Genomic DNA, 13,456 nt, shown 5'->3' on the forward strand with positions numbered 1-13,456 from the left:
GTTTAGGGAGAAACGCAACGATTATGAAAACCATTATTATTGGGTCGACAAAACACCTAGCTTTTGCCCTATTTTACGCCTCTTTAGGAACCTTTATTGCATTAATTGCGATGGCTGTTTGGTTTCTTAATTCACGCCCCGATCTGTCGATTTGGCACACAACCAAATTAACCTCTGAATACCGCGCACAAAGTGAAGTTAGCACTTTTTCTGACTATATGAAGCTTGAAGATAAGCTGTTCACTGAGCTAGAGACTAAGGTTTATCTTGAACCATCAGAGCCTCAGCCTTTCGATATTCTAAACCGTTATGTGCATGGCAGCTATTCTGATCCTGGTCATTGGACACAGGATTGGAATCGCAGTTATGAATGGCCAACAGATAATGCTGAATTCGGGGTACTTTTACTCCATGGCATGTCTGACTCTCCCTATGCCTTGTCGCATTTCGCTAACCACTATAAAGACAGGGCGCATATTTTAGGACTTAGGCTACCGGGGCATGGCACCTTACCATCGGCGTTAACGAATATCGATTGGCAAGATATGGCGGGAGCAGTGGCTCTGGCTACAAGGCATATGAAGCAAGTGTTAGGTGAAAAGCCTTTGTATTTAATTGGTTTCTCTACGGGGGCGGCATTGGCTCTTAATCATGAACTTGAGCGCATAGCTGCCAATAAGGACGCTGATTACTCGGCCATGGTGCTGATCTCTCCAGCCATAGGCTTACCAGCTGTTGCCGCTGGAGCTAGGTGGCAAGCAAGACTTGGGATTGTACTGGGTTTAGATAAGCTGAGTTGGAATAGCATTCAAGCGGAATACGACCCTTTTAAGTATGGCTCTTTTGCCGTCAATGCTGGAGATGTGGTTTATCAACTTTCTATGCGTAACCATGATCTAATCCTGCGACAGGGGCGGGAGCGACTCAAGGGGTTACCACCAATATTGACGTTTCAGTCACTTACCGATGATACCGTTGATACCAGTGCCGTGATCAGTGCGCTATATGGTCAGTTACCCGATGCGGGCCACGAGTTAGTGTTATTTGATATCAACAGGACGAAGGTGAATTTGAGTCTTATCTTGAATGATCCCTTGAAGCCGTATCGAGAGATGATGACACAAGGGGAATTTAACTATGAGTTCACCTTAGTTGAAAACGAGAGCCTTGAGAGTCGGGATATTCAGGCTCGCCGATTAAATGACAATAGTACAAGCTCTCTTGGGCTCAGCTGGCCAAAACAGATCTACTCCTTATCACATGTTGCGTTGCCATTTCCGAAAAGCGATGCGTTGTATGGCCCTATTTGGAATAGCGATAAACCTCATATCCAGATAGGCACGGGAGCATCCCGGGGGGAGCGAGGCGTGATAAGTGTATCTGCTAGTGAGATCTTAAGACAAAAGTGGAACCCATTTCATCCTTACATGCTAAGCAAAATGGATGAAGTGATAGTTCCTTAATTGTGGTACTTGTTTGGCTAACAAGCCTGATTAACGGTTAAAGATTAAAATGTGCGCTTTCGTAGTGGCTTCGCTACATTTTGCTTGGCAGACCCATTTAGAGCTTTAGTTTTTACTTTGTCGATTAACCTTCTAAGGTCGTGAACACCAGTTTATTTCGCCCAGCCTTTTTGGCTTGATATAGATTAATATCGGCTTGTTTAACCCACTGTTCCAGTGAGTCGCTATAAGTCCCGTTGCCAATCACAGCCCCTATGCTGGTCGTCACCTTAAATTGCTGCTTATCCTGCTGACTTTCGATGACAATATTATCGAGTTTTTTTCTAAAGCTTTCCAAATGATTCTCAATTTTTAAGGCATTACACAGCGGCATGATGAGTAAAAACTCTTCGCCGCCATATCGTACTATGATGTCTGAATCGCGCTTAAACTCTTGGCTTAGAAGCTCGGCGACTCGCTTAAGAGTGAGATCGCCGCCATCATGACCGTAGGTATCATTAATGAACTTGAACTTATCAAGATCCAGCAGCGCAATTGCAATAATCTCATCGCTTCTTTTACATAGCTGCTGAATTCCAGGAAACTTATCTTCGGCATAACGGCGATTATATAACCCTGTAAGAGGGTCTTTTTCTGCCAGAGCTTTTAATTGACTGTTAGCGTGCTCAAGCTCCAAGGTCCGCACGGCGACTTTCTCTTCAAGCTCCAACTGATAACCAATAAGCTGGCTTTTACTTTGCTTTAGGCGCTGAAAGAGGGTGTAAATTTCCTCCGGTGACTCTTCATCTACGGCATAATTCACATAGTTATTATCTGATTGAGTGCTGAATTTGTTGGCGATATTCTCAAGCGGCAGTGTGAGGCGGCGGCTAATAACACGTGAGATATAGATGGTGACAGACAATGCGACAAATAGAATGGCAAATGTTGCTAGGTACATACTTTCAACCAAATCAACTAGAGGCCGAAAAGGATTGAGTACAAATAGTTGCCAATCATTTTCTAATGTCACGCTTGCATAGACGTACTCTGGCGCCATCGTATCGCTATGGGAAATATTGAGCATTGGAAAGGGCGTTATATAATTTTTACTGGGTAGCGAGTAATTAAACTCAGATAGTGGAGTAATACCAAGGTTGTCAGTGGCGTATATGACTCTGCCATTTTTATCTATAAGCACAATGGACTGATTATTCTGATTGGTTTTGATGTTATCTATCACCTTGAACTCTTTTAAATCTAACGAGCCTTCAATGATCCCTATTGGCTGGTGGGGCGTATCTGCTCGGTAAATGGGAGCACTTATTGCGACAATCGGATCTTGGCCAAAGCCTTTGCCAAGAAATGCTGGAGAGATAAAGTTACGCTGGTTAATAAAGGCTTGTACAAAGTAATCCCTATCACGGATTGAGAGTTCTTTCCTTTGTGACTCGAGGCTTGAAAGTAACGACGCTGGACTTGCGCCTATGACAACACCTTGGCTATCGGCAAGGAGCATGGTGATAAACCCAGGATAATTTTCATGTAAATGAGACAATAAAATTTGCTCTTCTGTCTCAGAGTGCTGATTTAAGCTGAGCCATGCTGCAGCGTTCTTAATCGCTTGGGTGTGTGAGTCAATATAGGCTTGAGTCGAGAGCCCTAAATGCGCTGCTGAGCTTTCTATATTGTGATAGAGCAAGGCCTGTTGGCGTTCGATAAATTGATTATTGAACAATAATGCTGCCAAAAGCAGGGCGACGGTTATCACTAATGTAAAAGTGTAAGTCAGCTGGCCATTGAAAGTACGTCTCTGTCGGTCTTTTATCTTACTTTTGAAGTGCCAAAAAGAGGGCGTTAAGGTAATCATCAGCGAGCCTATGCAGGCATAGACCAAACCATTAATCCCTTGCTTTAGGATGATAAAGGCGATGTGACTGCTGGGGAGATCGGTAAATAGAAAGATATAAAGATAAAAAAGTGGCATACCGATAAACAGCCAAAAACCAAAGCTTGCGTATAACGCGTAAATATCTTTTTTTCTGGCTAAACCTAAGAAGAGGGCTTCTACGCCGAATAAGAAGTAAACATGCGGGCTGTCCCAGGCGACCATTAGGCCCGTAACGGTAATCATAGCAGTATAGAGTGCATACCAAGGGCCAAGCAATACAGCGGCAATAACGTAGGAAACGTTGCCGAGGATCAGCTGTATGTTAGCAAATAGGTGTATAGGATAAAGGTTTACCAGTAAACCAATTAAGCCTAACACTGAGGCTAACAGGAGTTTATTCTTTTCTATTCTCTCCAAATGAGCACGCCTTTGTTGCGGTGGACGTTATTATTTTTTTATCTCGGCAGAGATTAGTTACAATTTATTAACTTTATTGAGATAGATCAACTTTTAATGATATATCTGATTCTGGATGTGCAAAAAAACGGCGGATTTTGAGACTGTTTAATCTCAGAACTTAAGGTTTTAATTTGTGACCAGTGAAAGAAAAATGTGTAAATTTGATGATATGTCAGACCTTGCTCACATCCTTTGCAAGTCATCGAGTCCTTGTTCAGCTTTTGTTCAACTATCTGGAGGGATTTAAGTTTCAATTAAGGTTAAGTCATATCATGGTACTCAAGAGCTGCCGAGACGATAAGTCTTTCATTTATTAGGCAGCATAAACAAAAATAAGCCTTAACAGTTCTGTGACAACACAACATTAAGTGCGATAACTCCGATATTAAGGAATGCATATGAAATATTTAACTTTGGTTGCTGCGTTAGCATTTTCTGCTTCAGCTATGGCTGTAAACTGTACTGACTGTCATGAGACAATTAATGTTGAAGAGCATACAGAAATGGAAGCAACCATTGCTACTTGTAATGATTGTCACGATATGGGAAGTGCTCACGAGTTAGATAAAGAAATCCATACTCCAGAACTAACTATGAAAGAGTGTGCTGACTGTCACGAGTAAATACTCTGGCAAGATTAAAAGCGCTGCATGTCAGCGCTTTTTTTATTTATAAGCATTTATAACTTATAGATAGCGCATTTATAAATCGTGCAGTAACAAAAAAGCCAGCTTATTAGCTGGCTTTTTTGTATTTATTTGGTCGGGATAACAGGATTTGAACCTGTGATCTCTTGTCCCCCAGACAAGCGCCTTACCGGACTAGGCCATATCCCGAGATATTCAACAGAACAAGTTATAAAAACTTATAACGAAGGGGGAATTCTGAAGAGCCAGCACTTTATCAAGTCAATTTTGATTGCGCAAGCTCTTCGTACGTTCAAGCGATTCATTTGCTTAGTTTATAATCTTTAATGGTTATAGAGTCTACGTCCTTCACGCATCACTTCAACAAGCTCTGGGGCGCTTAATTTCTTCTTCAAGCGCTTATGGTACTCACTGTCGTAAATACGATACTTGCCGTGACGATCAATCACAGTGATTTCTGACTCTTGATAGATAGCAAATATGCGATGGTCACCAACATATACCCATGTCTTGTCGCTTGGTTGCATAAGACTCTGATCCGAACTGTAGTCAGATGCGGGGTTAGTACATCCTAAAGTTTGAGTTAAAATAGCAGGTACTAGGCCATTGTGTGTGGTGCGATACTTTATCTGTTTAGCTGACTCTTCGTTGGGCCAGTGAATGATCATTGGCACACGGACACTGTCTGGAGACAGGTTAACGCGTTCCTCGTCAGAGTTACTGGTAAACATTTTACCGTTAACGCCCGTAATCACCACCATAGTGCCTTTAGGCAGATTATTAACAACCGATTCAATCTGTTTATCAATAAAGTTAAGCGATTGGCGGTATTGGTTAAATAGCACTTTTTGAGCAGGCTTTAACTTAGAGGAAGACTGAACTGTTTTGATCCCTAGAAAGCCAATCGGCGTATCATAACTATCGGGAGATTTGAGATTGAGTAAACTAAACCAAGGTTGGCTCGCCGAGCCAGTCCATTGCTGCCAGTTAGCGATAGATTGCAGATCCGATATTGCATAGCTATTGATGTGCTCGGCGTCGACTCGCTCGAAATCATCAAATATGGCCAGAGGCGCAGGGAGTGTATCTTGGGTGGTAAATAGGCCTAAGTCATAACCTTTAGCGGCTAGCTCCTGGGTTAATACCGGGCTTTGATAATGTAGATCGACTGCATTGGAGTAGCTGCCTTGCAGTGCATAAAGTAGGCTAAACATACCACTGTTAAACTGATTTCCACCACTGAGATGCTTAGTGAAATTCATGTTTTGTTGCGCGTAGGACGACAGAAATGGCATCGTAGACTCATCGACAAGATCGGCACGCAAGCTATCTACCGCAATGACTAAAATATTTGGCAGGCTATCGGCAGTGCACTGCATAGGTGACAAGGGATACTGCAGGCTAGCCTTAGGAGGCGTCTGACTTCTATGGTCCCGACTACCTTCAATACCGTAGCTTTCCATTAAGCTTTTTGCCGTTGCAGGATAAGACAGTGGGTAAGCGTCATCGAAATGGGTAATTTCGGTCACATCGGCAGCGTCACCCCAGATATGAATAAGGTGACTGGCGACAAAGCAGATCCCCACTAAAACAACGACCTTGTTGCCAACGTTGCGCTTACGGATCTTCTCGACACGCTTCCATAGGAAGTTAGCCAGCGTTAGCTCTATCACCAAAATGGCAAGAGGCGTAATAATGTATGAGGTGCCTCGGAGTAGGGCATTTAAGTCAGCCCAGGCGAGGTCAAAAACAAAAGGACTTAGGTGAAGGCCGTAATCGTCATAAATTACCGTGTCATAGAGCAGTAAGCATAGGCTCAGTGTTGCGACCGTGGCGGCATAACCTCTAAGGATCCTTGAGTAAGGCAGTAACAGGGTTATTGGGAAAATAAACACCAAATAGACCATAAAAGCCAGGAAGCTAAAATGGCCTATTGTGCTGATCACTAAATAGCCCCAGCCAATAAATGATTCGGGAAGCCCAATGGTGTCGAGATAGCGATAGCCAACGATAATGGCAAGTAGGCCATTAATAAAGGCAAACCAATGTCCCCAGCTTACTAGGCGGGAAACGCGATCACGTCCAATCTGTTTTTGTCGCTCGACCATGTTGTTCCATTTATTGTTTAGGCTTTTTACAGGCTAATTGTTATCCATTAGCCTTAACGAGTTCAGCTTAATTTGTATCTTAGTTAGCTTTTTACTGAGCGTGACAAAGCTTTAGCAAATTGCTCTGCAACTACTTCACGTGCTTCAGCTGGTACTTTCTTCTGTAAAAGATGGGTCACGCAATTACCTAGTGCCATTAAGCTTAGGTCTGTTGGAGATTGGTGTTTCTCTAAAACTGCAAGTAATTCAGCAATAATTGACTCGACTTGAGCGTTAGAATATTTAGATTGAATAGCCATAATGATAAAGGTTCGCTTTAAAACTTAATTAACGGCATATAATAACGGATTTTTTGCAGAAGCTCCGCACTTTTTGTTCTCCTTTTTGGGATGACAGCTTAATTGCAGTAGATTATTCGCTAATTAAGGCGTTGCTTTTCCCTGCCTCGGCTGTTTACTCAGTGTGTACATCAAATTCACTATAAAATCGTTTTATTGAAAGCTGAGGCGCTTTTAGTGGAGGATTTATACTTTTTAAACCTTGATGTAGGAACGATTCTTAGCGGTTGGAGCGTAATTATTACGCTAGCTTCGTCATTCAAGATATATAGATTTTTAGCGCCTCTCTGGTATGATATCCGTCGCTAGGTTGTGAGTGGCTGAAGCGTTAAGAAATGCTCCTATTTCGGCTGCAAAAAACAATCATTTTATATTTTTGAGCGCAGGCCATTCGCTTCGCTCCTTGCCAAACTTATCGAGGCTCAATGAGTATTAACGTCGAACAAGCCATTATCCACTCCATTTCTCAAGATGGTGAAGGTCAACTTAGTTGTCGATTACGTCCACAACCTTTGCTAAATAGCCAAGCAGTTGAGGCGATGCTAGAAGAGTTGCATCAAACCTACACCACCAAAGCGGGAAAAGGGTTTGGTCACTTTGGCATTAATGGAGAAGATGGCGAAGCAAACACTAAGTTTGAAGAAGCGCTAACTACCTACCGTAGTGGTGAGCTTGGATTCGTCGAGTTTTCGGGCATAGCCGGCAAGTTATTACAAGAGGAGCTGGCTAAATATGACTTTAGCACTGGCGGCTTCCTATTGCTGTCTTGCTATACCTACATGACTAGCGATTATCTATTTGTGTCTTTGCTCAATGCAAAATCGTCAATGACAGTACTCGATGATATGGAGCTGTCGCAAAACACTCATTTAGACCTTAATAATGTGCAATTGGCTGCACGTATTGATCTGACTGAGTGGCAAGCCGATCCTGAGTCGAAAAAGTACATCTCTTTTATCCGTGGTCGTGCGGGTCGTAAAGTGGCCGACTTTTTCCTCGACTTTATGGGCTGTGTCGAAGGTGTTAATACTAAGGCGCAGAATAAGTCGCTGATGAATGCGGTTGAAGATTTTGTCGGTAACAGTGAGCTGACTAAAGATGAGCGTCAGCAAGCCCGTGAGCGTGTATTCGATTATTGTACCGAGCGTTGCGATGAAGGCGCGTCGATTCAGATTAAAGACCTGGCCGATGAGTTAGCTGATCAAGGCATGGACTCTTTCTATGACTTCGCCCAAGGGGGCAATTATGAGTTAGAAGAGGAGTTCCCTGGTGATAAGCCAACATTAAGACAGTTGAAGAAATTCTCAGGCACTGGCGGCGGGGTAACATTAAGTTTTGACGGTCAGCACCTTGGTGAAAGAGTGATCTATGATCCTGTATCAGATACCATCATCATTAAAGGTGTGCCTGCCAACCTTAAAGATCAGCTAGATCGTCGTCTGAAAGGGGAATAATTGCCTTAGCCGTCCTCAGTGGCGATTAACGTAATGAACCAGAGAACCGAGCCATAAGTGCTCGGTTTTTTTTCGGACATAATTTTTAGTGCCATTCGATTGGGGGAAATGGACTCTTGAGAGAGTAAATCAACACTTAATTGTCGAATGTTATCTCTGTTCATTGTAAGCTACAGCTATTATTCGAGGAGTCATTTTATTTGACTCAACTTAAGTACGATTATCCTGCGGCCATTGCTGTTTGGACTTAGGAAGGTAGACTGTTTTTCTACCTAGGAGCACAAATGCAACTGTTTGTTAAAGATTTAACTGTTATCGATTTCTCATATCTTTGTCCTATTCGTGGCATGGTAGGAGAAAGCTGGATTGTCGACGTTCTGCTTGATGGTGGGTTAGATGAGCAAAATATGGTGCTCGATTTCGCTAAAGTGAAACGTACCATTAAAAGCACCATAGATAATGTGGCCGATCACCGCCTGTTGATCCCAACTGCCTGCAGTGAAGTGCGCTGGCAGCAACAAGGTGACAGAGTCTGGATGGATTTCAATAGTCAACAAGGCGACATCCACTTAGCGTGTCCTTCAGAGGCTTTTGCACTCATTCCTAGTGAATTGATAGACTTTGAAAGCGTGAATAAATTTCTGCAGCAAGCACTAAAACAAGCATTGCCAGCCAATGTTGAAGGCATTTCGCTGACATTAAGAAATGAGATCCACGAGGCGCCTTACTACCATTACAGTCATGGTTTGAAAAAGCATGATGGTAATTGCCAGCGAATTGCACACGGACACCGTAGTCCGGTCACCGTATTTGAAAATGGTGTCGCCGCACCTAAATGGGATGAGTATTGGGCCAAACGCTGGCAGGATATTTACCTAGCCACCGTAGAAGATGTGGTGTCAGTAAGCTCATTAAGCCTATCGCCTCAAGCAAGCATCAATGATGGCAGCCATTACGGGTTTCACTATCAGGCACCACAGGGTGACTTTCAGTTAGCCATGCCTAAGGGGCGCTGCGATATTCTTCCACACGATACAACGGTGGAGTTATTAGCGGATTATATGGCGCAAACATTGTTTGAAAAAGTGCCGAGTAGCGATTTTAAGGTAATTGCCTATGAAGGCGTAGGTAAAGGGGCGATTGCTAGCCGAAATGCCTAGCAAGCCCACTCGTTCATAAAGTATCTAAGGAGTGGCTTTGAGACCATTTACTCGTATCATCTTTAGTAGTGTGTTGACCAGTATGGCCTTTCAGGTTAGCGCGGGTGTTGAGCTAAACGGCGAGTTATCCCAAGGGGCGCTCGTACGAGCAAAGGTACAACCCGGTACACAGGTATTTTTAAATGATGAAGCCGTTAAGGTGAATGAGTTCGGTCAGTTTGCCTTTGGCTTTGCCCGTGAAGCCGAGCTTGAGCAGATGCTTAAATTAGTTTATCCCGATGGTTTGACCGAGCTTAAGCCATTAAAACTGAAACAGCGTCAGTATAAAATCCAACAAGTAAATGGGATCAGTAAAAAGATCATGAAGCCCGATCCTAAGGCACAAGAGCGTGCAGCCAAGGATTCAAAGCAAGTTAAGGCGGCTAGGGCGCAGTTTACTGAGAACGATGCCTTTAACCAAAATTTTATCTGGCCGTTAACAGGCAGGATCTCTGGGGTTTATGGTAGTCAGCGTGTCTATAACGGTAAGCCGGGGACGCCTCACTACGGAGTCGATGTTGCTGCCAAAACTGGCACTGTGGTTGTGGCTCCTGCTGATGGGGTGATCTCGCTTTCAGTACCCGATATGTTTTACTCCGGCGGTACTATGATCATCGACCATGGCTATGGGGTGAGCTCCAGTTTCTTACACTTGAGTAAGTTGTACGTCAAACAAGGTCAGCTTGTTAAGCAGGGTGATAAAGTGGCTGAAGTGGGTTCGACAGGCCGCTCCACCGGCCCGCATCTTGACTGGCGAGTAAACTGGTATCAGGTGCGACTGGATCCAACTACAGTCGTTCCTTCGATGAAGAGTGTACTGGCTAAAGAAAATGCTAAGTAAGATCTTCTAAGCAATGCGTTCGACCCAATAAAAAAGCAGTCATTAGACTGCTTTTTTATTGGGTCGAACGACAGCGTTACTTATAACGCTTCTTCCATTTAAACAGTACCGAATATTTCCAAAGGTTCTTAATTATAAAATAACCGACTAGGCCGAAAATGCCTGCCAAAACAAAACATCCCAATAAGAATGGCGGGCCAATTGTTTCGAGCGATGCTTGAATCCAGTGCCAGCTAGCTTCAAAGTTAAACGCTTGTGGTTCATGGCCTAGCAGTTTTGCCCCTAGAAGATAAGCGACATAAAACATAAAAGGCATAGTGATGGGGTTGGTGACCCACACCAGCGCGACAGCAAGAGGCAAGTTTACGTTGAATAAGATTGCTAGGGCTGCAGCTAATACCATTTGAAACGGCATCGGGATCCACGCCACAAATAAGCCTACTGCAAACGCACCGGGTGCTGAGCGGCGATTTAATGACCATAAATTGGGTTTTAGTAGTAGATCGCCAAACATGCGCAGGTGCTTATGTTCACGCAATGTTTCAGGCTTGGGCATAAATTTTTCAATTAATTTTTTTGGCATAACTTCAATTTGCTGTCTTAACTTATTCACTATGAATCGATTTATGTGCGGTTACTGCGTCACCATTGTTTCAACGATGCTTTGGCCCGCTCTGGCTAATCTTTATTTGCTACCTTTACTAATAGTAGTGGTTATTACCGCCTGTAAGCGTGTGCCATTCATTGCCGGAGGCTTATTTGCAATCTGCTGGATTAGCCTTTTTTATGCGTTATTAATGGGCTGGGACACAGATGAACGAGTCGATACACTGAATGTTGAGGGCGAGATAGTATCACTTGTTCATACAAACGGCGACTGGATTAGTATGGATATTGTGCTGATTGATTCAATTTCCCCCCATTTGTTTAGTCGAAAGCTTAGATTGACTTGGAAGGAACCTCCGTCGCTAACCCCCGGCCAGCATTGGCTGTTAACCATAAAACCTAGGCCCATCACCAGCACCTTAAATCAGGGGAGTTATAACCAGCAAAAGAACTTGTTGGCTAAACACATTATAGGAAAAGGTAGAGTCGTTAGTGGGAAGTTATTAAGCCATGAGCCAAATTATCGCACTCAGTTAATCGCTGAACTCAAGCATACACTTAAGACCCATGCCAGTGGTGACCTGTTACTTGCGCTGGTGGCGGGAGACAGGACTATGATCTCAGCAGAGCGCTGGCAACAGCTGAGAAACACTGGAGCTGGCCATCTCTTTGCCATATCAGGGTTACACCTTTCAGTGGTTTCACTTTGGCTATTAATTGGCGCCCGTTTTTTGTTATACCGATATAGCGCAGTAAATAGCCGCAGAAATTGGCTGCTGTGCCTGACGTTGTCGGCAGTGGGGGCCGTTGCCTACGCATATCTAGCCGGTTTTTCTGTGTCGACACAGCGGGCGATGATCATGCTGCTCGCATTTATCTGTTTTAGTGTATTGCAAAGGCACTCTTCCAGTTGGGAGCGGTTGCTGTATGCGCTTTTTGTGGTGCTACTCATGGACCCATTGAGTATGTTAAGCGCCAGCTTCTGGTTATCCTTTAGCGCCTTGGGAATTATTCTCCTTACGGTGACGAGGCATACTTTTACACCAAAAAACCTAAGTGCCAGTCTCGATAGTGGGGCAATGGCGCAAGCTAACCTGAGTGAGCATGCAACTTTATGGCTTAAGTTTCGCAACGCTTGTGTGGCATTTTGGGCTGTGCAGTGGCGGTTAACCCTTGGCTTGTGTTTGGTTCAGGCGATATTTTTTTCAGGAACATCGCTAGTGAGTCTAGCGGTTAATTTACTGCTGGTCCCATGGTTTACGCTGCTTGTTATTCCTCTGTGCTTGTTGTCGCTGTTGGTCTTTATATTTGCAACGAGCTTGGGGTTGTCAGCTGCGGGAATATTTTGGGTTGCGGCAAAGTCAATGGTGCCGGTGACAGCCATTTTGAACTACAGCAGTCAATTCGAATTTGTCTGGCTTGCACTATCCGATCAAGTTATTGCTGCCTTGATGGTCGCGTTCATTGGCCTCTACCTGACGATAAACGTAAAGGATATTCTCTGGCGGCTGGTACTATCAGTGATGTTAATGCCTCTGCTATTAATGAATCTGTTTATGTTTGCACCCATTGAAGATAAGCGCTGGCAAGTGCATCTGCTCGATGTTGGCCAAGGTCTTTCCTTGGTGATAGAGAAGGGTAATCGGGCCATAATCTATGATACGGGGGCGCGATATGGTGATAGTTTTAGCTATGCCGAGCGTGTGGTGTTGCCTTTCCTTATTAGTCAAGGCATAGAACAGCTTGATTATCTGGTTGTGAGTCATGGCGATAATGACCATGCCGGTGGAGCTGAAATTATTATTCAGCGTTACCCTAAAACTCTGCTTATTTCAGATCTTGATATGGGGGGGGAGTCAGCACTTGCATCTGAATTTGATCATAAATTTGCTCATGAAATCGCTTTAGCACAGCAATACAGTTGCAGACCCAAGATACTCAAATGGCAAAATCTCACCCTTGAAGTGCTAGCTCCTAGTGAAGCGAGAGAGGGCAACAACGGTTCGTGTGTGATCAGAGTGAACGATGCCAGTAACTCTGTGCTATTAAGCGGAGATATCGAAAAACTCGCTGAGCGGGCACTGCTTGGTATGATTGAGGAAAAGGGTAAGGCTGATGGTGAGAATAATCTAAACTTACAGAGTCGATTGCTAATAGCGCCTCATCATGGCAGTAAAACGTCATCGACAGAGGCTTTTATCGATGCAGTATCCCCTGAGCTAGTTTTATTCCCCGCAGGCTTTAAAAACCGCTATCGATTTCCAAATTCTGAGGTGGTTTTACGCTACCATCAGCGGGGTATTGCCACCTTAACCAGTGGAGAACAAGGACAGATAAGTATTATATTTAATCAACAAACAATGAAAATTCGTACATATCGGTCGGATTTCGCACCATTTTGGTATAACCAAGTGTTTAGGTTTGGTCAGATTAACAATCCGGAGTAGAATGCTTCTTTTGCCAATATGTTA

The 13,456-nt window shown here is 43.8% G+C and carries 10 protein-coding genes and 1 tRNA gene; 6 read left to right on the top strand and 5 right to left on the bottom strand.

Features of this window, described 5'->3' with window-relative positions:
* Nucleotides 1–23 precede the first annotated feature (23 nt).
* Entirely contained in the window at nt 24–1,463 is a 1,440-nt protein-coding gene (locus tag SPEA_RS09245) for an alpha/beta hydrolase (protein WP_012155003.1), read from the top strand.
* 124 nt (nt 1,464–1,587) lie between these two features.
* Here SPEA_RS09245 and SPEA_RS09250 read toward each other — a convergent pair whose 3' ends face one another.
* The gene (locus SPEA_RS09250) at nt 1,588–3,750 is read right to left on the bottom strand and encodes a sensor domain-containing diguanylate cyclase (RefSeq protein WP_012155004.1); all 2,163 of its coding nucleotides are present in this window, start codon (nt 3,748–3,750) and stop codon (nt 1,588–1,590) included.
* A 440-nt stretch (nt 3,751–4,190) separates the two neighbouring features.
* Between SPEA_RS09250 and SPEA_RS09255 the strand changes: the two genes are divergently transcribed.
* A complete protein-coding gene (locus tag SPEA_RS09255) occupies nt 4,191–4,415 on the top strand; it encodes a cytochrome c3 family protein (protein WP_012155005.1) in 225 nt (74 codons plus the stop codon).
* A 136-nt stretch (nt 4,416–4,551) separates the two neighbouring features.
* On the opposite strand, the gene SPEA_RS09260 is transcribed toward SPEA_RS09255, so the two are convergent.
* From SPEA_RS09260 to SPEA_RS09270, 3 genes are all read right to left on the bottom strand, one after another.
* Nucleotides 4,552–4,628, bottom strand: a tRNA-Pro gene (locus SPEA_RS09260).
* A 134-nt stretch (nt 4,629–4,762) separates the two neighbouring features.
* Complete coding sequence (locus SPEA_RS09265) at nt 4,763–6,547, bottom strand: DUF3413 domain-containing protein (protein ID WP_012155006.1); 1,785 nt, start codon at nt 6,545–6,547, stop codon at nt 4,763–4,765.
* Between the two features lie 83 nt (nt 6,548–6,630).
* Nucleotides 6,631–6,846, bottom strand: coding sequence for a YejL family protein (locus SPEA_RS09270; protein ID WP_012155007.1), 216 nt, complete (start codon nt 6,844–6,846; stop codon nt 6,631–6,633).
* 464 nt (nt 6,847–7,310) lie between these two features.
* Between SPEA_RS09270 and yejK the strand changes: the two genes are divergently transcribed.
* From yejK to SPEA_RS09285, 3 genes are all read left to right on the top strand, one after another.
* Entirely contained in the window at nt 7,311–8,339 is a 1,029-nt protein-coding gene (yejK, locus tag SPEA_RS09275; protein ID WP_012155008.1) for a nucleoid-associated protein YejK, read from the top strand.
* Nucleotides 8,340–8,623: 284 nt separating this feature from the next.
* The gene (locus SPEA_RS09280; RefSeq protein ID WP_012155009.1) at nt 8,624–9,499 is read left to right on the top strand and encodes a 6-carboxytetrahydropterin synthase; all 876 of its coding nucleotides are present in this window, start codon (nt 8,624–8,626) and stop codon (nt 9,497–9,499) included.
* Nucleotides 9,500–9,581: 82 nt separating this feature from the next.
* Nucleotides 9,582–10,379: a M23 family metallopeptidase gene (locus SPEA_RS09285; RefSeq protein ID WP_049767999.1), complete on the top strand. Its 798-nt coding sequence runs from the start codon at nt 9,582–9,584 to the stop codon at nt 10,377–10,379.
* A 76-nt stretch (nt 10,380–10,455) separates the two neighbouring features.
* On the opposite strand, the gene SPEA_RS09290 is transcribed toward SPEA_RS09285, so the two are convergent.
* Nucleotides 10,456–10,962 carry a DUF2062 domain-containing protein gene (locus SPEA_RS09290; protein ID WP_012155011.1) on the bottom strand — a complete coding sequence of 169 codons (507 nt, stop codon included), beginning with the start codon at nt 10,960–10,962 and terminating at the stop codon, nt 10,456–10,458.
* Between the two features lie 31 nt (nt 10,963–10,993).
* Between SPEA_RS09290 and SPEA_RS09295 the strand changes: the two genes are divergently transcribed.
* Nucleotides 10,994–13,432, top strand: coding sequence for a DNA internalization-related competence protein ComEC/Rec2 (locus SPEA_RS09295; RefSeq protein ID WP_012155012.1), 2,439 nt, complete (start codon nt 10,994–10,996; stop codon nt 13,430–13,432).
* Nucleotides 13,433–13,456: the final 24 nt, after the last annotated feature.

This window comes from Shewanella pealeana ATCC 700345 (genome assembly GCF_000018285.1).
Taxonomy (GTDB): domain Bacteria; phylum Pseudomonadota; class Gammaproteobacteria; order Enterobacterales; family Shewanellaceae; genus Shewanella; species Shewanella pealeana.

Excerpts from the sequence above, each read along its gene's own strand:
- SPEA_RS09245 (WP_012155003.1), top strand. The coding sequence starts at position 24 with ATGAAAACCATTATTATTGGGTCGACAAAACACCTAGCTTTTGCCCTA.
- SPEA_RS09255 (WP_012155005.1), top strand. The coding sequence starts at position 4,191 with ATGAAATATTTAACTTTGGTTGCTGCGTTAGCATTTTCTGCTTCAGCT.
- SPEA_RS09265 (WP_012155006.1), bottom strand. The coding sequence starts at position 6,547 with ATGGTCGAGCGACAAAAACAGATTGGACGTGATCGCGTTTCCCGCCTA.
- SPEA_RS09270 (WP_012155007.1), bottom strand. The coding sequence starts at position 6,846 with ATGGCTATTCAATCTAAATATTCTAACGCTCAAGTCGAGTCAATTATT.
- yejK (WP_012155008.1), top strand. The coding sequence starts at position 7,311 with ATGAGTATTAACGTCGAACAAGCCATTATCCACTCCATTTCTCAAGAT.
- SPEA_RS09280 (WP_012155009.1), top strand. The coding sequence starts at position 8,624 with ATGCAACTGTTTGTTAAAGATTTAACTGTTATCGATTTCTCATATCTT.
- SPEA_RS09285 (WP_049767999.1), top strand. The coding sequence starts at position 9,582 with ATGGCCTTTCAGGTTAGCGCGGGTGTTGAGCTAAACGGCGAGTTATCC.
- SPEA_RS09290 (WP_012155011.1), bottom strand. The coding sequence starts at position 10,962 with ATGCCAAAAAAATTAATTGAAAAATTTATGCCCAAGCCTGAAACATTG.
- SPEA_RS09295 (WP_012155012.1), top strand. The coding sequence starts at position 10,994 with ATGAATCGATTTATGTGCGGTTACTGCGTCACCATTGTTTCAACGATG.